The 21,470-nt window shown below is 48.1% G+C and carries 16 protein-coding genes and 2 pseudogenes; all 18 read left to right on the top strand.

All coding sequences use genetic code 11. The features are described from left to right. Positions 1-7 precede the first annotated feature (7 nt). The 18 genes and pseudogenes from FZ040_RS09955 to FZ040_RS09875 all read left to right on the top strand — a co-directional run bounded on the left by FZ040_RS09955 (position 8) and on the right by FZ040_RS09875 (position 21,457). Entirely contained in the window at positions 8-667 is a 660-nt protein-coding gene (locus FZ040_RS09955) for a hypothetical protein (RefSeq protein ID WP_149171837.1), read from the top strand. Continuing rightward, positions 664-1,575: a YitT family protein gene (locus FZ040_RS09950; RefSeq protein WP_149171836.1), complete on the top strand. Its 912-nt coding sequence runs from the start codon at positions 664-666 to the stop codon at positions 1,573-1,575. Before FZ040_RS09955 ends, FZ040_RS09950 begins: the two co-directional genes overlap by 4 nt. Further along, positions 1,565-2,311 carry an MBL fold metallo-hydrolase gene (locus tag FZ040_RS09945; RefSeq protein WP_255448834.1) on the top strand — a complete coding sequence of 249 codons (747 nt, stop codon included), beginning with the start codon at positions 1,565-1,567 and terminating at the stop codon, positions 2,309-2,311. The genes FZ040_RS09950 and FZ040_RS09945 overlap by 11 nt, the downstream gene beginning before the upstream one ends. Further along, a complete protein-coding gene (locus FZ040_RS09940) occupies positions 2,308-2,880 on the top strand; it encodes a peptidylprolyl isomerase (protein ID WP_149171834.1) in 573 nt (190 codons plus the stop codon). Before FZ040_RS09945 ends, FZ040_RS09940 begins: the two co-directional genes overlap by 4 nt. Beyond that, complete coding sequence (locus tag FZ040_RS09935; protein WP_149171833.1) at positions 2,880-3,149, top strand: GIY-YIG nuclease family protein; 270 nt, start codon at positions 2,880-2,882, stop codon at positions 3,147-3,149. Before FZ040_RS09940 ends, FZ040_RS09935 begins: the two co-directional genes overlap by 1 nt. A gap of 45 nt (positions 3,150-3,194) precedes the next feature. After that, the gene (gene greA / locus FZ040_RS09930) at positions 3,195-3,671 is read left to right on the top strand and encodes a transcription elongation factor GreA (protein WP_033170528.1); all 477 of its coding nucleotides are present in this window, start codon (positions 3,195-3,197) and stop codon (positions 3,669-3,671) included. A gap of 32 nt (positions 3,672-3,703) precedes the next feature. After that, complete coding sequence (lysS, locus tag FZ040_RS09925) at positions 3,704-5,641, top strand: lysine--tRNA ligase (protein ID WP_149171832.1); 1,938 nt, start codon at positions 3,704-3,706, stop codon at positions 5,639-5,641. 113 nt (positions 5,642-5,754) lie between these two features. Beyond that, positions 5,755-7,389, top strand: a complete 1,635-nt coding sequence (locus FZ040_RS09920) for a hypothetical protein (RefSeq protein ID WP_149171831.1) — start codon at positions 5,755-5,757, stop codon at positions 7,387-7,389. 145 nt (positions 7,390-7,534) lie between these two features. Then, positions 7,535-10,099, top strand: coding sequence for a type I restriction-modification system subunit M (locus FZ040_RS09915; RefSeq protein WP_149171830.1), 2,565 nt, complete (start codon positions 7,535-7,537; stop codon positions 10,097-10,099). Beyond that, complete coding sequence (locus tag FZ040_RS09910) at positions 10,099-11,373, top strand: restriction endonuclease subunit S (protein ID WP_149171829.1); 1,275 nt, start codon at positions 10,099-10,101, stop codon at positions 11,371-11,373. Before FZ040_RS09915 ends, FZ040_RS09910 begins: the two co-directional genes overlap by 1 nt. A gap of 174 nt (positions 11,374-11,547) precedes the next feature. Continuing rightward, positions 11,548-12,582, top strand: a pseudogene (locus tag FZ040_RS14250) (restriction endonuclease subunit S); the annotation flags it as partial. Positions 12,583-12,642: 60 nt separating this feature from the next. Beyond that, positions 12,643-15,801: a type I restriction endonuclease subunit R, EcoR124 family gene (locus tag FZ040_RS09905; protein WP_255448839.1), complete on the top strand. Its 3,159-nt coding sequence runs from the start codon at positions 12,643-12,645 to the stop codon at positions 15,799-15,801. Positions 15,802-15,849: 48 nt separating this feature from the next. Next, complete coding sequence (locus FZ040_RS09900; protein ID WP_149171827.1) at positions 15,850-16,791, top strand: site-specific integrase; 942 nt, start codon at positions 15,850-15,852, stop codon at positions 16,789-16,791. Positions 16,792-16,886: 95 nt separating this feature from the next. After that, positions 16,887-17,706: pseudogene (locus tag FZ040_RS09895) on the top strand (Rpn family recombination-promoting nuclease/putative transposase). Between the two features lie 184 nt (positions 17,707-17,890). Then, complete coding sequence (gene pepT, locus FZ040_RS09890; RefSeq protein WP_149171826.1) at positions 17,891-19,141, top strand: peptidase T; 1,251 nt, start codon at positions 17,891-17,893, stop codon at positions 19,139-19,141. Between the two features lie 40 nt (positions 19,142-19,181). Beyond that, positions 19,182-19,649: a peptide deformylase gene (def, locus tag FZ040_RS09885; protein ID WP_149171825.1), complete on the top strand. Its 468-nt coding sequence runs from the start codon at positions 19,182-19,184 to the stop codon at positions 19,647-19,649. Then, positions 19,646-20,581, top strand: coding sequence for a methionyl-tRNA formyltransferase (gene fmt, locus FZ040_RS09880; RefSeq protein ID WP_149171824.1), 936 nt, complete (start codon positions 19,646-19,648; stop codon positions 20,579-20,581). The genes def and fmt overlap by 4 nt, the downstream gene beginning before the upstream one ends. A gap of 63 nt (positions 20,582-20,644) precedes the next feature. Beyond that, positions 20,645-21,457: a DUF116 domain-containing protein gene (locus FZ040_RS09875; protein WP_149171823.1), complete on the top strand. Its 813-nt coding sequence runs from the start codon at positions 20,645-20,647 to the stop codon at positions 21,455-21,457. Positions 21,458-21,470: the final 13 nt, after the last annotated feature.

Genomic DNA, 21,470 nt, shown 5'->3' with positions numbered 1-21,470 from the left:
GGCTGTTATGAAACAAAAATGGTTTTCGGCCGGCGTTTTTCTGGCGCTGGTGTTTTGTCTGCTGGCTGCCTGGCCGGCAGCGCCGGCAGGGGCTCAGGCGAAATTGCTCGATGAGGATTTTGCCTGCCATACGGTTACGCTTGGTGACGATGACGATAAGGTAATCGTGGCGTTTGGTGCACCAATTTTTGACCGCACGGTGCGCATTGCGGGAATTTTGGTAAAGGAATGCGACTTTGCAGGTGACTTTACGATTGGTTTTGCGGTAAATACCGGCAAAGTCGTGGACATTACCATCAAAAACAAAAAGTATGAGGCGCGCAACGGGGTCCGCTATGGGGCGACGGCTTCCTGGATTCAGCAGACCTATGGCACGAAGAAAGCCCGCCGGATTGATGGGAATAGATTTTACGTTTACGACAATCCCAAGGACCGCTTTCAGCACTTGATGCTGCAGATGAATGCGGAGGATAATTCGCTGCTGGTCATGCGCATTACGGCACTGCCTATCGATGATAGCGAACGGCAGGAGCTCATGATTCGCAAACCGGAACTCTTCCGTGAGAAAGAGCAGAAGAGTGTTTGGTTCATTCCAAGCGAAAAGGAAATCGATATGTCGGCAATGCCGGAGGATAAGCCAATCAGACTGGGAGGTTTGACAGAATGATTCAGCTGCGGATGCTGGAACATCGCTTGCTGCGCTATTTGGGAATTACCCTTGGCTGCTTGATTGCGAGCTGTTCCATCAATCTGTTCCTGGTGCCGGCGCATTTGCTTACGGGTGGTGCGACGGGCATTGCAATTATTGTTTACTATTTGGCCCAGCTGCCCATTGGTTTGCAGACCTTTGCCTACAATATTCCGCTATTGGCGGCGGCCTGGAAAACCTTGGGGCGCGGGTATACCTTTGATGTCATTATCGGCACGGCGATTTTTTCGTTTTGCCTGGACTTTACCCGGTTTTTGAACGCCTATGCACCAGTCAATGATATCATGCTCGCGGCGATTTTCGGCGGCGTGTTCAACGGCATTGGCTATGGCATCGTATTCCGCATGAATGGCAGTACGGGCGGCTTTGATATCATTGGCGCCATCGTGAAGAAGTATTATTCGCTCAACATGGGGGGCGTAATCTTCGGGTTCAACTGCCTGATCATGCTGGTGGCCGGTTTTCTGTTTGGCGTCGCTCCGGCGATGTTCACGCTTATCTGCATGTATATGAATGCCATGGTCACTGACAAGGTCATCGCGGGCTTCAACAGCCGCAAGGCGGTGCTGATTGTTTCGAATCAGTCGGAACATATCGCGGAGGCCATCATGGAGGTCGGCCGCGGGGTTACGTTCCTGCACGGGCAGGGCGCTTTTACGCGGCGCGAACGCAATGTGGTCTTTGTCGTGGTAACGCTTACCCAGGTGGCCAAAATCAAGATGATTGCCAATGCCATCGACCGCGATGCCTTTATGATTATCATGTCGGCTAACGAGGTCATGGGGCGCGGCTTCAGCTCGCCGGGGATACGCGTGGGCAATGTCATCAAGCGGTATGGCAGAAAGGATGAGGAAGATGAAGGCTGAGGTTACCTATCTGCTCAACAGCGGATTTCTCGTGCGCGTCGGCCGCACGCTGCTGATTTTTGATGATTTTGAAGATGAACAGGATTTCGTCGGCAGGGCATTACGAGAGACGGCGGAGTACGATGCGGCTTATCTTTTTGCTTCGCATGCGCATTTTGACCATTTTGACGAACATATTCTATCGTATCAGGAAGTGGCCAGGCGCTATGTTTTTGGTTATGACATCCGCCGCACCAAACGGGGGCGCAAATTCCCTCAGGATAAAGTCACCTATATGAAGCCCTATGAACTGTGGGAGGATGAGAATATCAAGGTGGAATCGTATGATTCTACGGATATTGGCGTCGCGTTCCGCGTCACGGAGAAAAAGACTGGGGCCGTAATATTCCATGCCGGAGATTTCAACTGGTGGGATTGGACCGGGGAGTCGGCTGAGAACCGCAAATTGGCGGAAAATGCCTTCCGCAAGCAGCTCAAACGGCTGGAAGGCATGAAGGCGGACCTGGCATTTTTCCCGGTGGATGGGCGCCTCGGTCCCATGCAGGATAAAGGTGTGCGCGCGTTTATCCGCGTGGTGGATATCGGTGCGCTGATTACGATGCACGACCTGGAGGAATCCGGCTGGAAGCCCGGGGCGGACTTTTTCCCCGAGGGAAAGCACTTCCCCGTGTGGTCACCGGCTGCGCATGGGGACAAAAAACTGGTTGAAATGACGGGAGGTATTACGGTAAAATGAAGAAGATAATGATTTTGCTGCTCGCAAGTATTATGGTGCTCACTGGCGGGTGCCTGGCGGCGGACGGCTCAGATAATGGAGGAAACAAAAAAGTGGCTAATCGCATTGCAGTAATTCAGACGAATAAAGGAACGATTGAAATCGAGCTCTTCGAGGACAAGACGCCGATTACGACGAAGAATTTCATCGATCTGGCAGAAAAAGGTTTTTATGATGGGGTTATCTTCCATCGCGTTATCGATGGTTTCATGATTCAGGGCGGCGACCCGGATGGCCTCGGCACGGGTGGCCCAGGATATACGATTGAAGATGAGTTCCGTGATGACTTGAAGTTCGATAGCGAGGGCATCCTGGCTATGGCCAACACGGGCATGCCGCACACGGGCGGCAGCCAGTTCTTCATCACGCTGGATAAGACGCCGTGGCTCAACAACCATCATACGATTTTCGGCAAAGTCGTAAAGGGCATGGATGTCGTTCGTGATATCGGACACACGCAGACTGGTTTCCAGGATCGTCCGGTTCATGACGTGGTGATGGAAAAGGTTACCATCAAAGAAGCAGAATAATGGCTGAGGCCTACACCTATATCCTTGAGTGTGGGGACGGCAGCCTCTATACCGGCTGGACCAACGATCTTAGGAAACGGGTGAAGACGCACAATGCCGGGCAGGGCGCGAAATACACGCGTTCCCGCCTGCCTGTGCGTCTTGTCTATTTCGAGACCTTTGCGGACAAGCAGGCGGCGCAGAGCCGTGAGTGGCAGATAAAGCAGCTCACGCGGGCACAGAAGCTGGCTCTCATTGACAAGGATTTAAAAAAAAATTATAATAAATAAGTTACTATGGAATATTAATCTGATTTTGCAAAGGGGCGTTTCTACATGGCAGATAAAAAGGTCATGCTGACCGAAGACGGCTATAATAAACTGGTGGAAAAGGTTAACTATCTCAAGAGCGTACGCCGTATTGAGATTGCTGAGCGACTGAAGGCAGCAATTGCCCTCGGTGACCTTTCGGAGAACTCCGAGTACGATGATGCGAAAAACGAGCAGGCATTCCTCGAAGGTGAGATTCAGGAACTCGAGGCTAAAATCCGCAATTCCGATATCATTAAAGCTGGCAGCAGCGATACGGTACAGATGGGTTCGAAAGTCGTCGTTCTCGATGTAGAGTTCGCCGAAGATGGCCCGCAGACGTTCATGCTGGTTGGTTCGACTGAGGCAGACCCGGACGAGGGCAAAATCTCCAACGAGAGCCCGCTTGGTCAGGCGCTCTTGGGCCAGAAGGTCGGCGCTACGGTTGATGTACACGCCCCGGCTGGCATCATCCAGTACAAGATTGAAGAAATCAAAGGCTAAGAATCGCCGTATAGATAGGAGTAATTGCTTTTATGGCAGAAAACAAAGAAAATGCGCAGCAGAGCCAGGAGCAGGATCTCAATGAGATGCTTAAGGTTCGCCGCGAGAAAATGGAAGCGTTCAAGGAACTTGGCGTTGCACCGTTTGGTCATCGCTACGAGGTGACGGATTACGCCGAGGACATCAAAAAGAATAACGATGGCCTCGAGGGCGACGAAGAGGGCCCGGAAGTAAATATTGCCGGCCGTCTTATGGCTATCCGCGGGCACGGCAAGGCTTCGTTCTGCACGCTCAACGATCGCACGGGCAACATCCAGGTTTATTTCAAGATTGATGTCCTGGGCGAGGAGAAATACAAGCAGCAGTTCCGCAAACTCGATATCGGTGATATCGTCGGTATTCGCGGCGTAGTCTTCAAGACGCACCGCGGTGAAGTTACGGTCCGCGTTGAGGATTTCGAACTGCTCAGCAAATCGCTGCGTCCGCTGCCGGAGAAATTCCACGGCCTGCAGGATGTCGATATCCGTTACCGCCAGCGTTATCTCGACCTCATCATGAATCAGGATGTTCGTGAGACGTTCCGCCGCCGCACGAAAACCATCAACTCGATTCGTGAATATCTCGATGAGCGCGGCTACCTTGAGGTAGAGACGCCGGTACTGTCGACGATTGCCGGCGGTGCTGCTGCCCGTCCGTTCATCACGCATCACAATACGCTGGACATTGACCTGTATCTGCGCATTGCCACGGAGCTGAACCTCAAGCGCCTTATCGTTGGCGGTTTGGACCGTGTTTATGAAATCGGCCGCATCTTCCGCAACGAAGGCATGGACGTCCGTCACAATCCGGAGTTTACTTCCATTGAGTTCTATCAGGCATTCGCTGATTACACGGATATGATGGACCTCACCGAGGGCATTGTTGTCAATGCTGCCATGAAGGTTCTGGGCACGCCGGTCATCAACTATCAGGGTGTTGAGATTGACCTTTCCAAGGTTAAACGCATCAGCATGAACGATGCGGTCAAAGAAGCTACGGGCAAAGACTTCATGTCCTGCGAGACGGTCGAAGAGGCCCGTAAGATGGCCGATGAAATCGGGGTACCTTACGAAGAGCGTCATGGCATTGGTGGTATTCTCAACGCTGCATTCGAGGAAAAAGTGGAAGAGACGCTCATGCAGCCGACCTTTATCACGGGACATCCGACGGAAATCTCGCCGCTGGCGAAACGCAATGCCGAAGACCCGCGCATCACCGATCGCTTTGAGTTCTTCATCTATGGCCGTGAACTAGCCAATGGCTTTACCGAGCTCAACGACCCAATCGATCAGAAGGGCCGTTTCGAGGATCAGCTCAAACAGCGTGAAGCTGGCGACGATGAAGCACATGGTATGGATGAAGACTTCGTCATGGCACTGGAGTATGGCTTGCCGCCAACGGGTGGTGTCGGTATCGGCATCGACCGTCTCGTCATGTTCCTGACGGATGCCGCTTCGATTCGCGATGTCCTGCTGTTCCCGACGATGAAACCGCTTAATGCACCGGCACATATTGACCGTCCGGAGAATTCGGCTGCCGCTGCTCCGGAGAAGATTGACTTCTCGAAGGTTGAAGTGGAGCCGCTCTATGAAGATATGGTTGATTTTGATACCTTCTGCAAATGTGATTTCCGTGCGGTTAAGGTAAAGGCTTGTGAAGCTGTCAAGAAGAGTAAGAAGCTCCTGCAGTTCACGCTGGATGATGGTACGGGCACGGATCGCACGATCCTTTCGGGAATTCATGCGTTCTATGAGCCGGAAGAGCTCATTGGCAAGACGCTCGTGGCAATTGTCAACCTGCCGCCGCGCGCTATGATGGGCATTGAGTCCTGCGGTATGCTGATTTCTGCCGTTCACACGGAGGAAGGCGAAGAGAAACTGCATCTGTTGCAGCTTGACCCGCATATTCCAGCTGGCGCTAAAATGTGCTAATCGGTCAAAATTGACATTTGACTTTTGACAAATGACCGGTCAAATCTGACTTTTGTTGGATTTGACCGGTCATTTTTTGACTTGTCAAACGGTATGCTATAATAGGAGTAATTATGGAACGTACCCCGCGTGAGAAAGGATATGACGAAATGACAGCAGCGATAGAACCGCAGAGGGCAACCGAGGATAGACCGATAATCGATGAATCGTTTCACTTACGGCTGGAGACGGGCGAAAAGCGCTGGATTCCCTGGGATGAAACCGAGCGCGCCAAGGTGTACCAGGCCATGCGCCATATGAAGAATCACGAGGGCGAAAGCGATGAATTGGAAATAGAGCTGACGTCCTCGTGCCTGCGCGGTTATGCGGAAAAACGTGGCTTTGCCGTTGATGCAAGCTATCGCGGGCTGGCGGCTGTGCAACAGCATATCGAAATGATGCGGGAACCGCAGGCGGCGGCGTACCGCACGCCGCTTTTTGCCGATGCGGTACGCTGGGCGGGAAATTATACCGAAGCTTACGAAAGCATGGCAGCTGCGGAGGCAGAACTCGATGAAACGGCCAAGACGGAATATCTGCCGCAGGAGGGCATTATCTTAACGGAAAACGAAGGGATGGATTCTGCCAAATGGGATTGCCAGGTCATGATAGCGGTGAAACTTTTGGCGCTTCAGCAGCGTTTCGCGGAAGAAGCACTGCCGGAGGAAGCGCGGGTGGTCTTTTTTGAGCAGCTGGCAGCTGTTGTGCAGAAATTTCTGTACCATCAGATAACCGATGCGTATCGGCTCGAAGATTTTTCGCCGCAGGTTTTGGAACGTCAATATCATGAGCTTGCTTCAGGTCATTCAGCAGAGCAAACGGGGGAAGCAAATGGCCTTGCTTTTGAACTCGCTGCGATTAAACAGGAAAAACCTGACTTGTTTGAACGGCTCAGGCGGGAGACGGAACTACTGCTGCCCAAACTTACGGCGGAAGAATACGCCGATGAACTGCGGGAAAAAATCGAGCAGCAAGGGCTGGCGGCGGAATTTATCGCGGCAGAAGAAGTGGTAAGGCGCCACGAGCGGGAGGCGCGATCATGGCTTCGCCACCAGCGCCGTCTGCGGGAAAGTGGCGAGGAAGAAGAAAATTTACCCGAAGAGGTGTTACCCGAAGCAGCTTTGTCCGCAGAAAGTTTGTTAGAAGAAAATATGCCTGAGGAAAAGATGCTGGGAGAAGGAGAGCCCGTTGCACCCGAGGAGCCTTTGCTGCCGGAAATAGAAACCGTATCGCTAAAAGAATGGGTACCTGAGCCGGTGACGGCGGCAGAATTTGATTCGCTTACGAAGGATGGAGCCGGTGAGATGCTGGAACTTGCGGCGGAAGAACAACTGGCGGATGAGGAAGAACAGGAAGTGCCCCATCGGAACCGGGCCGTCATTCCCTGGACGACTTGTGAGTATGTTTATCTTGTCGACTGGTTCCTGCATCGGGAGGCCGAGGCGGATATTTCTGCTGAGATTCAAGGGATTTCTGAACGGCTTATCCGGTATCAGCAGCAAAAGACGGGCTTTGATGAAGCTGTGCAAGAAAATCGCTCGCCTGCTCAAGTCGGAGAGCGCGTCTTTACCATGACCCTTTTGCAGCACGGCGAGTCCTGGCAGCAAAGCGGTGCCACGCGCAAAGAAGCCGAACTCTTCTCACAAGGGGCAGGAGAAGAGCCGCTATTTCAGCAGCTGGCCGTGCTGGCCAGAAATATTATCGGATAATTTTTTATAGAACCTACGGAGACTGGACTTTCCGCCTGTGAACTGTTGGCGAATCCTAGAGATTCGCCTGCTTTTGTGATATACTTTACCTTATCTGAAATTTAAGATTAGTTTTAGCAATTAATCATATAGGGAGAGCAGGTTCATGAATAAACAGCAGTTAGCCAACAAGATATGGGAATCCGCCAACCGTATGCGGTCAAAAATTGAGGCGAATGAATATAAGGATTATATTTTAGGCTTTATTTTCTATAAATATTTGTCGGACAAGGAAGAACAGTGGCTGGAATCTGAGGGCTATACTGCTGAAGATATTAGAAATGACGTCAATGAGGATAAAAAAGAAGAGTTGTCTTATATTCAGTCTAATATGGGATATTTTATTTCCTATAAAGATTTGTTTTCTACATGGATTGGCATGAAGACGGATTTCACGGTGGATAATGTCAGCACGGCACTGTCTTCCTTTACCCGGCTTATGTCACCGACGCATGCAGATGTGTTCAAGGATATCTTCAAGACACTGGAAACAGGGCTGGGAAAGTTGGGCGACAACACGCAGTCCCAGACTAAGGCAGTGCGTGACCTCATCCATCTTATCAATGAGATTCCTATGGATGGGCGGCAGGATTATGACGTGCTGGGGTTCATCTATGAATATCTGATTGAAAAATTTGCCGCTAATGCTGGCAAGAAGGCGGGGGAATTCTACACGCCGCACGAAGTGTCACTTTTGATGTCGGAGATCATTGCCAGCCATTTGCAGAACAATCAGCAGGGAATCAAAATCTATGACCCCACGAGCGGCTCAGGTTCCCTGCTTATCAATATCGGCCATGCCATTGAGAAATACACAGGCAGTCATGACAAAATCCGATACTATGCCCAGGAACTGAAGGCGAATACCTATAATCTGACTCGCATGAATTTGGTTATGCGGGGGATTAAGCCTGCCAATATCGTAACCCGCAATGCAGATACGCTGGAGGAAGACTGGCCTCAGGATGCTGATGGAACCGGACAGCCGCTTTATGTGGATGCGGTGGTCAGCAACCCGCCATATTCCCAGCGTTGGGATTCTAAAAATAAGGAACTAGACCCGCGCTATGCCCGCTTTGGTCTGGCCCCCAAGGCAAAGGCTGACTACGCATTCTTATTGCATGACCTCTACCATTTGAAGCCCAATGGCATGATGACCATTGTTCTGCCGCATGGGGTGCTGTTCCGTGGCGGTGAGGAAGGGAAAATTCGCCGCAACCTCATAGAGGAAAATCACATTGATGCAATTATCGGTTTGCCCGCCAACATCTTTTATGGCACGGGGATTCCTACGATTATCATGGTTCTGCGTCAGCAACGTGAAAATGATGAGGTGCTGATTGTGGATGCTTCCAAGGGATTTATCAAAGAAGGCAAGAATAATAGACTGAGGGCTTCGGACATTCGTCGCATTGTGGATGCGGTTATCGGGCGGCTGGATATTGCCAAATTCTCCCGTCGTGTCACTCGTCAGGAAATTCGTGACAACGATTACAATCTGAACATTCCCCGCTATGTGGATTCCTCGGAAGAAGCGGAAAACTGGGATACTTATGCCCTGATGTTTGGTGGGATTCCTGAAACAGAACTGGCAAGCCTGAATAAGTTCTGGCAGGTGTTCCCTACGTTGAAAGCAGATATACTGGATAGTGATGGACAGTATGCAAATCTGAAGGTAAAGGATATAAAGACTGCTATTCGGCAAAATGGGGATGTGCAGAACTTCCTGCAAAAATATGAGGGGAGTCTGGCGGACTTCAAGGATATAATGCGTAGTGCGCTGATTGAAAATGCCACACAGCTATCCATTGCTAAAACACAGGAAGAGGAAAATCGTGCCTTGTTGGCAAGGTATGAGAATATCCCACTGATTGACAAATATGAGGCTTATGAGATTTTCCATGAGGGTTTTGTTGACTTGTCCGGGGATTTGGAAATCATTCAGGCCGAAGGCTGGGAGGCAGTGCGTCAGGTTGATGCCAATATGGTCATCAAAAAAGTACGTGGCCGTGAACAGGAAGTGCAGGACGGCTGGAAAGGTCATATCCTGCCCTTTGAACTGGTACAGCAGGAAATGCTGCCGGAAGAACTGGCATCCATAGAAAGCAAAAAGCAGAGACTGGCGGATATTCCTTCCTTGCAGAATGACATTTTCGAGGAATTGAGTGAGGATGACAAAGAAACCATCAGCGATGCCCTGACGGATGATAACGATGCCTTTGTGCTGAAAAATATTCCTGCTATGCTGAAATCACTGGCTGGGGACGAAGAACAAAAGGAATTGGTTCAGAAACTAAAAAAGGTTGATGCCCTGACAAAAGAGGAAAAGCAACTCAAAGCTGCTATCAAGGAGGAAGAGCTTCGCTTGCATGAAGAAACCAAGCAGGTAATCGAGGCTCTTACTGATGAGGAAATGAAGGATTTGCTGCAAGTCAAATGGATAAACCCCATTTATGATAGCCTGCTATCTTTGCCAGCGAATATGATTGATTACCTGCAAAAATGTCTGTCAGCCATGCACGAAAAATATGCAGATACTTATGAGGCTATTGACAGCGAAATAGCAGATGTAGAAGCGGATATATCTTCCCTGTTGGCCGATATTACAGGCGATGAGGCCGATATGGCAGGCGTGCAGGAACTGCAAAAATTGCTGCGAGGTGAATCCTGATGAGTGAGAGAAAACCAAAATTAAGATTCAAAGGATTCACGGATGATTGGGAACAGCGGAAGTTTCATAATGTCTTTGACGGATTGCAAAATAATACGCTATCGCGAGCAGAACTGAATTATGATGGCGGTGAGATTCAAAATGTTCATTACGGAGATGTGTTGGTAAAATTCGGAGATTATGTTGATGTGTCAACTGAGCAACTACCGTATATTTCTAACACGGCTTTAGCTAATAAATTCAGCAATTCTTACTTGCAGAATGGAGATGTTGTAATTGCTGATACTGCCGAAGATGAAACTGTTGGTAAATGCACAGAGATAGTCGGGGCTGAAGGAAAGAAGCTCATATCTGGCTTGCATACGATTCCATGCAGACCCAAACGGGCATTTGCGTCTAAGTTCTTGGGGTACTACATGAATTCCAATGCTTATCATGCTCAGTTGATACCTCTCATGCAAGGAATTAAAGTGACTTCGATTTCAAAAGGAGTGCTTCAAGATACTGACATGATTTTGCCAGCATCCTTTGATGAGCAGAAGCAGATAGGTTCTTACTTTTCCAACCTCGACAACCTTATCACCCTTCATGAGCGTAAGGTGAAAAAACTAAAAAACATAAAAAAATCAATGCTTATAAAAATGTTTCCTGCAAATGGACAGAAAAAGCCGGAAATTAGATTTGCAGGCTACACTGACGATTGGGAACAGCGGAAGTTTAGTGATATTGCTGAAATTAGGAGAGGACTGACATATAAGCCAACTGATATTAGTAAAGAAGGCGTAAGAGTTCTTCGCTCATCCAACATAAATGAAGAACTTTTTGAGGTTCATGAAGATGATGTGTTTGTAAATGCAAATGCAGTGAATATACCATATACAAAGAATGGAGATATTCTAATTACATCAGCTAATGGGTCCAATAGATTGGTTGGTAAACATACAGTAGTTAGAGGAATTGAAGTAGACTCAACGGTTCATGGAGGATTCATGCTAATAGCATCATCTGATGAACCTGAATTTGTCAATGCTTCTATGAGTTCGGCTTGGTATACAAATTTTATAAAAGTTTTTGTGGCAGGTGGGAATGGGGCCATAGGTAATCTTAATAAAAAAGATTTAGATGAACAAGATGTTCTAGTTCCTTATAGAGAAGAAAGGGATAGGATTGGCTCGTTTTTCTCCAACATTGACAACCTTATCACCCTTCATGAGCGTAAGGTGAAGAAGCTAAAAAAAATAAAGTTATCCATGTTAAATAACATGTTTGTGTGAATTAAATGGCAGCATTGGTAGCGGTTTATGTGTTACCATGTTGCCATTTATAGCAAATGGTAAGAATTACGTATTCTGAATATAAGCGTTAGATGATTTTGACCGAATTGGATGGAAGATAACATTTAAATAATGAAATATTTGTAAAAATTAAATCCTTTTTCTTGGGAACAGCGGAAGCTTGGAGATATAATTGATAAATTGACCGGTGGGGCTTCAATTACTCCTGATGATTATGTTGAAGAAGGATACAGAACTATTCCTAAAGGGGCAGTTAATGGCACAGGCGTTGCTGATATGTCTGGTTGTAAATGTGTATCTGAAGCCTTCTATAACAAAAATATATCAAGCAAGACATCAACTGGTGAGTTAGTAACGTCATTAAGAGACTTGGTTCCAACAGCACCGAACATGGGCAGAATTGTACGTATTTATGGTAATTCGGAAGAGTTTCTTATGCCGCAGGGTGTATATAGTATTGTGCTTAAAAATGATTTTGATGAAGACTTTTTGATTGCTTATTCTAACAGCTCTGATTATAGGAAAATAATATCAGCTGAAAAGAATGGCTCCACTCAGGTACATATTCGTAATGGTGAGTTTCTGAATATAGATATTCCACTTCCATCTTATGATGAACAGAATAAAATTGGAGCTACAATAAAGAACCTCGACAACCTTATCGCCCTTCATGAGCGTAAGTGGAATTATGTGATATGTCATGACTTCAATTATACTTGGGAACAGCGGAAGTTGGGGGATGTAGCCGAAGTTAACCCAAAATCGGTGCTGCCAGAAGAGTTTGAGTATGTAGACTTAGAATCAGTAGTTGGAACGGAAATCATTGCCCACAGAACAGAATCAAAGGAATCTGCTCCTTCCAGAGCACAGCGGTTAGCTAAGGCAGGCGATGTATTTTATCAAACTGTCAGACCATATCAGAAGAATAACTGCTTGTTCGAAGGAGCTGAAGAAAGCTACGTATTCTCTACAGGTTATGCTCAGCTTCGTCCACATGGTGACAGTTATCTCTTGCTGACCATGCTTCAACGTGATGATTTTGTTAATAATGTAATGGAAAGGTGTACTGGAACAAGCTATCCTGCTATCAATGCCAATGTGTTGGCGGATTTTACTGTTAGTTATCCAGCTGACGTACAGGAACAGGCAAAAATAGGACAGCATTTCAAGAACCTCGACAACCTTATCACCCTTCATGAGTGGGAGTTTAGTGCAACGAAAAAATATGAATTAGGAGATGTTTTTGTGATGGAATTTGCAAGTGAAAAAGAATTTGAAGATGCCCTTATCGTTGCGTTGCAGCGTCATGGCTGGGGGGATGAGGTGCTGGAGTATCCTACGGAACAGGAATTGTTGCAGAATTGGGCAGACATCCTGCTGGGGAATAACCGGGATATCAACCGTCTGAATAATTTCCCTTTGACTGCTGATGAAATGAAACAGATTCTTGACCAGCTGAAGGGGAAGACACCGCTGGAACTCAATCAATTCATCAATGGCAAGTATATCCAGATACGGCGGACGAATCCAGATGACAAGCTCCATTATGGCAAGGATGTGAGCCTGAAAATTTACGATCCGTTGGAAATTGCCGCTGGACAGACGCGCTACCAGATTGCTCGTCAGCCGAAGATTGCGCGGCGGGATAAGATTTTACAGGACAGACGCGGGGATTTGCTGCTGCTAATTAACGGTATGCCCTTGTTTCACATTGAACTGAAACGCTCTGGTGTTCCAGTTACGGAAGCATGTAATCAGATAAAGAAATATTATCACGAAGGAATATTTTCCGGGATTCTTTCACTGGTGCAGATTTTTGTAGCTATGAATCCAAGGGAGACGCTTTATTTTGCCAATCCTGGCACGGAGGACAACTTCAATCCTGATTTTTATTTCCATTGGGCAGATTTCAACAATGAGCCGGTGAATGACTGGCAAAAGATAGCCAGCCAGCTTATTTCCATTCCTGAGGCACATCAGTTGATTGGCTTTTATACTATTGCTGACACCATGGATGGGATTTTGAAGGTGATGCGCAGTTATCAGCAATATGCTACGCAGAAGATATTGAACCGTGTCCAGGGGCACGATTGGGAGCAGCCTAACCAGCGAGGCGGACATATCTGGCATACTACCGGCTCTGGCAAGACCATGACTTCTTTCAAATCTGCACAGCTTATCGTGGATTGCGGTTTTGCGGATAAAGTGGTGTTTTTGCTTGACCGTATTGAACTTAGCACACAGTCCTTGCGCTTATACAAGGCTTTTGCCGGGGATAGTATAGAGGTGCAGGACACAGAAGATACCATGACTTTGATTACGAAACTGGCCAGTGATAATCCCAATGATTCCTTGATTGTATCTTCTCTGCAAAAGATGGGGACGCTCAGGGAAGATAGTGAGATTCTGGCTAAACGTAGCCGGGAGATTGAGAAAATAAACGCTTTGCGGCTGGTCTTTATCGTGGATGAGTGCCATCGTTCTACCTTTGGTGAAATGATGAATACGGCCAAGGAAGTATTTCCCCATGCATTGTTCTTTGGCTTTACAGGGACGCCGGTATTTGAGGAGAATGAAAAGGTAAACAGCACTACCACGGATATTTTCGGTGATGAATTGCATCGGTATACTATTGTCGATGGCATTCGGGACAAGAATGTTCTGGGCTTTGACCCTGTAATGGTCAAAGTATACAAGGATAAGGATTTGCGTCAGCAGGTAGCCTTGCTGGAGGCTAAGGCAAATAGCGTAGAGGAGGCCGTGGCGGATGCAAAGAAATCGAAGGTCTATTACAAATTCATGAATCCGCAGGAAGTTTCCATGGCAGGGACTATGGGGGAAGATGGCAATTATCACAAAGGCATTGAGGATTACATTCCTAAAGCACAGTATGAAGAAGATAAATACCAGTATAAAGTAGTAGAACATATGCTGGAGGATTGGCTAACGACCAGCCGTAACGGCAAATTTCATGGCATATTCGCCACAAGCAGTATTCCTGAAGCTATGCGGTATTACCGAAAATTCAAGGAAAGGGCTCCGCATCTGCATATTGCCGGGCTTTTTGACCCGACCATAGACAATAAGGGCAAGTCCATCGAAAAGGAAGATGGCCTAAAGGAGATGTTGGAGGATTATAATGAGATGTTCGGGATGAACTTCGACATTGCATCCTACGCCAATTATAAAAAAGATGTGGCCTCCCGCTTGGCGCATAAGGTTCCTTATAAGCATATCAATGAAGAAAATCGGCTGGATTTGCTGATTGTGGTCAATCAGATGTTGACAGGCTTTGATTCCAAGTGGGTAAACCGCCTGTATTTGGACAAGGTTCTGGTTTATCAGAACCTGATTCAGGCTATATCCCGTACCAATCGCCTGTTCAACATCAATGAGAAGCCATTTGGGCAGATTTATTATTATCGTATGCCCCATACCATGCATCGTAATATCGAAGATGCGGTGAAGCTGTATTCTGGCGACCGTCCGAGAGGATTGTTCGTTGACCATCTGGCGGACAATATCCTGCATATGAATGACCGTTACCGAGAGATGAAGGAATTGTTTGTCAAAGCAGGAATTCCGGATATGGACAGGCTGCCGGAAGACAATGCTGCAAAAGGCAAATTTGCCAAGTTGTTTCGGGAGTTTTCCAATTACTATCAAGCTGCACAGATACAGGGCTTTAACTGGAAACAGACAGAATATGAGGATGTGGATCCTCTGGATGATCGTGTGAATAATGTTATCCATGTGGAAGTCAGCAGAGAACAGTATGAGATTTTGGCACAGCGTTACAAGGAATTGCGCAAGCCAACGGACGGCGAAGGCGAGCCAGAAGAAGTAACGTTTGATATTGACCCGTACCTCAGTGAGCAGGAAACCGGAATTATCGACTACAATTACATGAATTCCCGGTTTGTGAAATGGATGAAACAGTTGCATGACCCGAATGTGCCGGACGAAGTGCAGGAGCAAACCTTGGCAGAACTCCATAAATCCTTTGCATTCCTGTCTCAGGCTGACCAGAAGCTGGCGAATCTCTTCCTGGGCGATGTAAAAAGCGGCGATGCAGAGATAAGAGAAGGCTGGACATTGCAGGACTATATTGCCCATTATGCGGTAAGCACACAAAAATCACAGGTGGAGAAGATTGTTTCTTATCTGGGATGTGATGAAAAAATGCTATTGGGCTTTTTGGAAACGGAAGTTACGGAAGCAAATATTGATAATTATGGACGTTTTTCAGCATTAAAGGACAGTATTGTCACAGAACAGGCAGGACGATATTTTGCCAGTGCTATTGGTAGGGAGGTAAAGTTAAAGGAGATAAACAGATTGGCAGATGTAATGTTGCGTAAGTTTGTTCTCTCTGGTGGTCAAGAAATTTTGGAACCAAAGAAATAAATAGGGGCTGTATCCTTTCATCAGCATGATGGAATCAGGAGGTTTGTTATGCTGAATGAATTTACACCACAGGATTTGTTCGTTTCTTATTACGAGCAATGGATTCGGGTCTATAAGGAAGGGGCAATACGGGAGGTGACGCTGGCTAAGTATTATGTGACGCTGGCGTGGACGAAAAAATTGGCTCCGGATATGACTTTAGGTGGAGTGACACGCATAAGTTATCAGCAGCTTATCAATGATTATGCCAAAGAGCATGAACGTCAGACCGTGATGGATTTTCATCATCAGTTAAAAGGTGCAATCCTCGATGCAGTGGATGAAGGACTGATTACCCGTGACCCCACCAGAAAAGTCATCATCAAGGGAAAGTCGCCGGCGGATAAGAAAATTAAGTATCTGAATCAGTTCGAACTGCATACTTTGCTGAAAAATCTGCATTTGGATAAGGTGGTGAATTGGGATTGGTTTATTTTATTGGTAGCCAAGACCGGGATGCGGTTTTCAGAAGCCTTGGCACTTACCCCTAAGGATTTTGATTTTGCCCATCAGATGCTGTCCATCAATAAGACTTGGAATTACAAGGGAGACGGGGGCTTTATGCCGACTAAGAATAAATCTTCTGTACGTAAGATACAGATTGACTGGCAGATGGTGATGCAGTTTTCGGCACTGACGAAGGACTTGCCAGCGGATGAGCCTATTTTTGTACAAAAAGGTGAACGGTATGCAGCAGTCTATAATTCTACGGTCAACGGATTGTTGGAGCGGTACTGCAAGAAGTTGGAACTGCCAGTAATCTCTGTTCATGGTTTGCGGCATACGCATGCGTCGTTGTTGTTGTTTGCCGGGGTATCAATAGCCAGCGTGGCAAGAAGGTTGGGACATGCCAGTATGACTACGACACAAAAGACATACCTGCATATTATTCAGGAACTGGAAAGCAGTGATGTGGATTTGATTATGCGGTCGATGGCTAATCTGACTTGATGAAGTATTGATGATAAAGCTGATGGAAGGAGCAGCATAAAATTCTTGAAATGCCAAGGTAGCTCGGTTACAATTTAGGTAGAGGTGATGATGGCATGTATAGAATCAAACCATGGGAAGACCTTACCATTCAGGATGATTATATGTTTAAGCTCATCATGAGCCGTAAACGGATATGCAAGAAGATGCTTGAGAAAACTCTTGCAGATACCGATTCGTGACATCAAGTATATAGATGAAGAGAAGACGATGAAGGCACGCTATGAAAGCAAGGGTGTGCGGTTGGATGTCTATGTTGAGGATGATAAGAACACGGTCTACGACATCGAGATGCAGGTGCGCCAGCCCGAGGGGAACGGTCTTTTCAAGCGTACGCGATACTATCAGTCCATGATAGATGCTGACCTCTTGGCTATGGGGGCGGATTACGATACGCTCAATCCATGTATCATTATCTTCATTTGTCCCTTTGATGCATTCGGCCAGGACAGGCACATTTATACCTTCAATAACTACTGTGAGCAGGATAAGACATTGTCGTTGGGCGATGGTGCGACGAAGATTTTTCTAAACACCAAGGGGACGGCAGATGATGTGCCAGAAGATGTACGATTCTTTTTGGATTATGTTGATGGAAAAATTAGCGATGATGCTTTTGTTCAGGAAATCGAACAGGAAATCCGTGATGTCAAGAAAATCGAAAGCGAGAGGGTGAGTTATATGACTTTAGCTATGAAGATGATGGAGGAGCGCAAAGAAGGGATCAAAGAAGGAATCGAAAAAGGCGTGACAAGGACCGCTGTTGGAATGTTGAAGTTGAAGATATCCCTTGATGTGATTCAAGCTGCTACGGAACTTTCGCGGGATGCTATCCGTAAAATAGCAATGGAAAATGGCATTACTATCGAAGAATAAAGGGAGTTTCAGAAATGACCGCCCGGGCAGATACTCGGCGGTTATTTTTGTGCTTTGGTTCAGGCGGCGGGAGGCTGAGGCTTTTTCCCTTCGGAACGTAGGTCGCTTGGCCGGATGACATTTCCAGGGGAGAATGTTATAATATAGGGATGTATGAATAAAAGATCAATCGAGGTGTTTATCCATGGAATTAGATATGGATGTAATGGTAAAACGGTTTAAGGACTACATCAGCTTTGATACGCAGTCTGATGAGGAAAATGATAAAGCCTGCCCGAGTACGCCGGGACAGATGGTTTTGTCGAAACATCTCGCCGAAGAATTGAAGGCTATTGGCCTTACGGAAGTAGATTTGGATAATCATGGCTATGTTATGGCGACGCTGCCGGCCAATGGTGCCGACGATGCGCCGGTAGTTGGCTTTATCGCGCATGTCGATACGAGCCCGGATGCTGCGGGCGGTCCGATTAAGCCGCAGATTGTCAAGGAGTATGATGGCAAAGACATCGTTCTGAATGAAAATGGCCCCATCGTATTTAAGGTGAAGGATTTCCCCGAGGTCCTCAAATACAAGGGACAGGACATTATGTTTACCGATGGCACGACGCTTTTGGGGGCTGATGATAAAGCCGGCGTAACGGCTATCGTCAGTGCCATGGAATATCTGGTAAACCATCCGGAAATCAAACACGGCAAGATTCGCGTAGGCTTTACGCCCGATGAAGAGACGGGACGAAGTGCGGACCTCTTTGATGTGGAAAAGTTTGGCGCAGACTTTGCCTATACCATCGATGGCGGCGAACTGGGCGGCCTTGAGTATGAAAATTTCAATGCGGCCAATCCGGTCATCACCTTCCAGGGACGCAGTGTCCATACGGGCGATGCCAAGGGCAAGATGATCAATGCCATTACGCTGGCTGCCGAGTGGCAGCAGCTGCTGCCGGCCGGGGATAAACCGGAGTATACGGAAGGTCATGAGGGATTCTTCCATGTCTATAAGATTGCTGGTGGCGTCGAGAAGTGCACGATGAATATGCTGGTCCGCGACCACAGCCGGCAGAAGTTCGAACAGCGCAAGGCTTACCTCGAGTCAATGGCGGACTTTTTCAATAAGAAATACGGCGAAGGCACCGTTACGGTTACGCCGCATGATGTTTATTACAACATGCTGGAAAAAATCGAGGATGGCAATATGTATGTCGTGGAGCTAGCCAAACAGGCAATGGAAGCTGCTGGGGTTACGCCGGATGTGCAGCCGATTCGCGGCGGCACGGATGGTGCCCGCCTTTCCTTCATGGGACTGCCGTGCCCGAATATCTTCACGGGTGGTGCCAACTTCCATGGCCGCTTTGAGTATTTGCCGCTGAACTCGCTGAAGAAAGCAGGCGAGACAGTTCTTGGCATTGCCACTGGGGCGGCAGCGTTAAAGAAATAAGAAATGTTATCGTATACGAAAGAATTAAAGGAGTACCTATATGGCTTTATTGGATATTAAAAAGGCAGGCGATCCGGTATTAAAAGAGGTCTGCGCGCCGGTTGAAAAAATCGACAAGCAGCTGAAAAAGCTCATGGATGATATGGCAGAAACCATGTATGAAAGTAATGGCGTTGGCATTGCGGCCCCGCAGATTGGCAAGGCAATCCGCCTGGTCGTCATCGATTGCCAGGACGAACATGGTCTGCTTGAGCTCATCAATCCGGTCATCACGTTCCGTGAGGGGACGGAGACCGATACGGAAGGGTGCCTGTCGGTTCCCGACATTTATGGCGAAGTAGAGCGGGCGGCGAAAGTCAAAGTGGAGTTCCTGAACCGCCGTGGCAAAAAGCAGCGCGTAACGGCAACGGGTCTGCTGGCCCGCTGCATTCAGCACGAGCTTGACCATTTGGAAGGCCAGCTCTTTATCGACATCGCACAGAGCATTCATAGGGGGAGTCAGGCTTGAAGAAGTTTCGCGTAATATTCATGGGCACGCCGGAGTTTGCCGTGCCGTGTCTTGAGGCATTGCATAAGGACTGCGAAGTCATCGGCGTTATCACGCAGCCGGATAAACCGCGCGGCCGCGGGCAGAAACTCATGCCGTCCCCGGTAAAGGCCTGGGCGGTAGAACATGGCTTGGACGTGTATCAGCCAGAAAAAATCAAGACGGAGGAGTTTACGGCAAAGCTTGAGGAACTCAAGCCAGACTTGATGGTCGTCGTTGCCTTTGGTCAGATTTTGTCCCAGCGCATTTTGGATATTCCAGAGTACGGCTGCATCAATGTCCATGCGTCGCTTTTGCCGCGCTATCGCGGAGCGGCACCCATGCAGTGGTGCGTCATCAATGGCGAGGAGAAAACCGGTGTGACGACGATGTTCATGGATGCAGGGCTCGATACGGGCGACATGCTGCTAAAAAAAGAACTTCCGATTGGGCCGAATATGACGCTCGAAGAAGTTCATGACAGCCTCATGGCGATGGGGGCAGGCGTGCTGATGGATACGCTCGAAGAGCTTTCGAAGGGCACGCTTAAGCGGACGCCGCAGACTGGGGAGTCAAACTATGCGCCCATGCTTACGAAGGAAACCGGTCATATTGACTGGTCAAAATCAGCCCAGGAGATTCACAATCTCGTCCGTGGGTTAAATTCCTGGCCAGGCGCATTTACGGAAATGGATGGCAAAAAATACAAAATCTGGCTGACGAAGCGGACCGGTCAGCCGGCTTCAGCTGCGCCGGGAACCATCGTCAAGGCCGACAAGAAAGAGGGCCTTTGGGTGGCTGCTGCCGATGAGCTCTTGCAGATTACGGAGCTTCAGGCGCCAGGTAAGAAGAAAATGAAGGCATCCGATTATCTTAATGGACATGGCATCAGCCTGCCGGCTGCCTTTGCTTAACGGGATTTTTTCGATGAGGGGAAGCAGGAACTATTTTCGGGTGAGATTTGTTGGAGGTAGACAATGACAGATCAATCCAAACAGGTAAAAAAGAAAATCGTGATTCCGGGACGGCCGAAGAAACGGTTGTTTCTTGGCATGTTGTCGCTGGCGGCGGTGCTGGCGGCAGCCGTACTCTACGGAATTTGGTATATTGCCAGTCCGGGGCTTGCCAACATCGCTGAGGTGCTGCCGACGATTGTCGGCGGCATCTTTGCCGTCAGTGTGGCAATTTCGCTGCTGGGAATAATGAATATGGGACTGGCTGTGGCCGATTGGCCGTATTTGCCACTTTTGCAGCGGCAGACGTATGAATTGGTTAATCTGCTGTTTCCCGTGTCGGTGCGGCTGGCTAAATTGTTTGGCATCAGCAAGCGCCGGCTGGAGGGCTCTTTTATCGCCACGAGCAACCGGATGTTTACGCGCATGGGAATCCGCGTGCCGGCAGACCGCCTGCTGGTCGTGACGCCGCATTGCCTGCAGTTGGCAACCTGCCCGCATAAGATTACGCGTGACCCGAAGAATTGCAAACGCTGTGGCGGTTGTGACATCGGGGTCCTCGTGACCCTTTCCGAGGAAATGGGCTTTCACTTTTTTGTCGCTACGGGTGGGACTTTGGCCCGGCAAATTGTTTATAAGACGCGGCCAAAAGCCGTGCTGGCCATTGCCTGTGAGCGCGACCTCATGAGCGGAATCCAGGATGTTTACCCGCTGCCTGCCGTGGGCGTTTTAAACATTCGTCCCAATGGGCCGTGTTATAACACGCATGTGGACATCGATGAGGTAAAAGCCCAGCTGGAGAAGATTATACTTCCGGCTAAAACGAATGAGAGCTGAATCCGCAGAGGAG

This window comes from Pseudoselenomonas ruminis (assembly GCF_008271295.1).
GTDB classification, from domain to species: Bacteria; Bacillota; Negativicutes; order Selenomonadales; family Selenomonadaceae; genus Selenomonas_A; species Selenomonas_A ruminis.
The sequence above is the reverse complement of the archived record's forward strand: the minus strand, read 5'-3'. Positions and strand labels throughout refer to the sequence as shown.

Bases quoted from the DNA above. Each gene is read 5' to 3' on its own strand.
- FZ040_RS09875 (WP_149171823.1), top strand. From the start codon at position 20,645: ATGACAGATCAATCCAAACAGGTAAAAAAGAAAATCGTGATTCCGGGA.
- FZ040_RS09940 (WP_149171834.1), top strand. From the start codon at position 2,308: ATGAAGAAGATAATGATTTTGCTGCTCGCAAGTATTATGGTGCTCACT.
- FZ040_RS09910 (WP_149171829.1), top strand. From the start codon at position 10,099: ATGAGTGAGAGAAAACCAAAATTAAGATTCAAAGGATTCACGGATGAT.
- FZ040_RS09920 (WP_149171831.1), top strand. From the start codon at position 5,755: ATGGAACGTACCCCGCGTGAGAAAGGATATGACGAAATGACAGCAGCG.
- FZ040_RS09905 (WP_255448839.1), top strand. From the start codon at position 12,643: ATGGAATTTGCAAGTGAAAAAGAATTTGAAGATGCCCTTATCGTTGCG.
- greA (WP_033170528.1), top strand. From the start codon at position 3,195: ATGGCAGATAAAAAGGTCATGCTGACCGAAGACGGCTATAATAAACTG.
- pepT (WP_149171826.1), top strand. From the start codon at position 17,891: ATGGAATTAGATATGGATGTAATGGTAAAACGGTTTAAGGACTACATC.
- FZ040_RS09950 (WP_149171836.1), top strand. From the start codon at position 664: ATGATTCAGCTGCGGATGCTGGAACATCGCTTGCTGCGCTATTTGGGA.
- FZ040_RS09945 (WP_255448834.1), top strand. From the start codon at position 1,565: ATGAAGGCTGAGGTTACCTATCTGCTCAACAGCGGATTTCTCGTGCGC.
- FZ040_RS09915 (WP_149171830.1), top strand. From the start codon at position 7,535: ATGAATAAACAGCAGTTAGCCAACAAGATATGGGAATCCGCCAACCGT.
- lysS (WP_149171832.1), top strand. From the start codon at position 3,704: ATGGCAGAAAACAAAGAAAATGCGCAGCAGAGCCAGGAGCAGGATCTC.
- FZ040_RS09955 (WP_149171837.1), top strand. From the start codon at position 8: ATGAAACAAAAATGGTTTTCGGCCGGCGTTTTTCTGGCGCTGGTGTTT.
- FZ040_RS09935 (WP_149171833.1), top strand. From the start codon at position 2,880: ATGGCTGAGGCCTACACCTATATCCTTGAGTGTGGGGACGGCAGCCTC.
- def (WP_149171825.1), top strand. From the start codon at position 19,182: ATGGCTTTATTGGATATTAAAAAGGCAGGCGATCCGGTATTAAAAGAG.
- FZ040_RS09900 (WP_149171827.1), top strand. From the start codon at position 15,850: ATGCTGAATGAATTTACACCACAGGATTTGTTCGTTTCTTATTACGAG.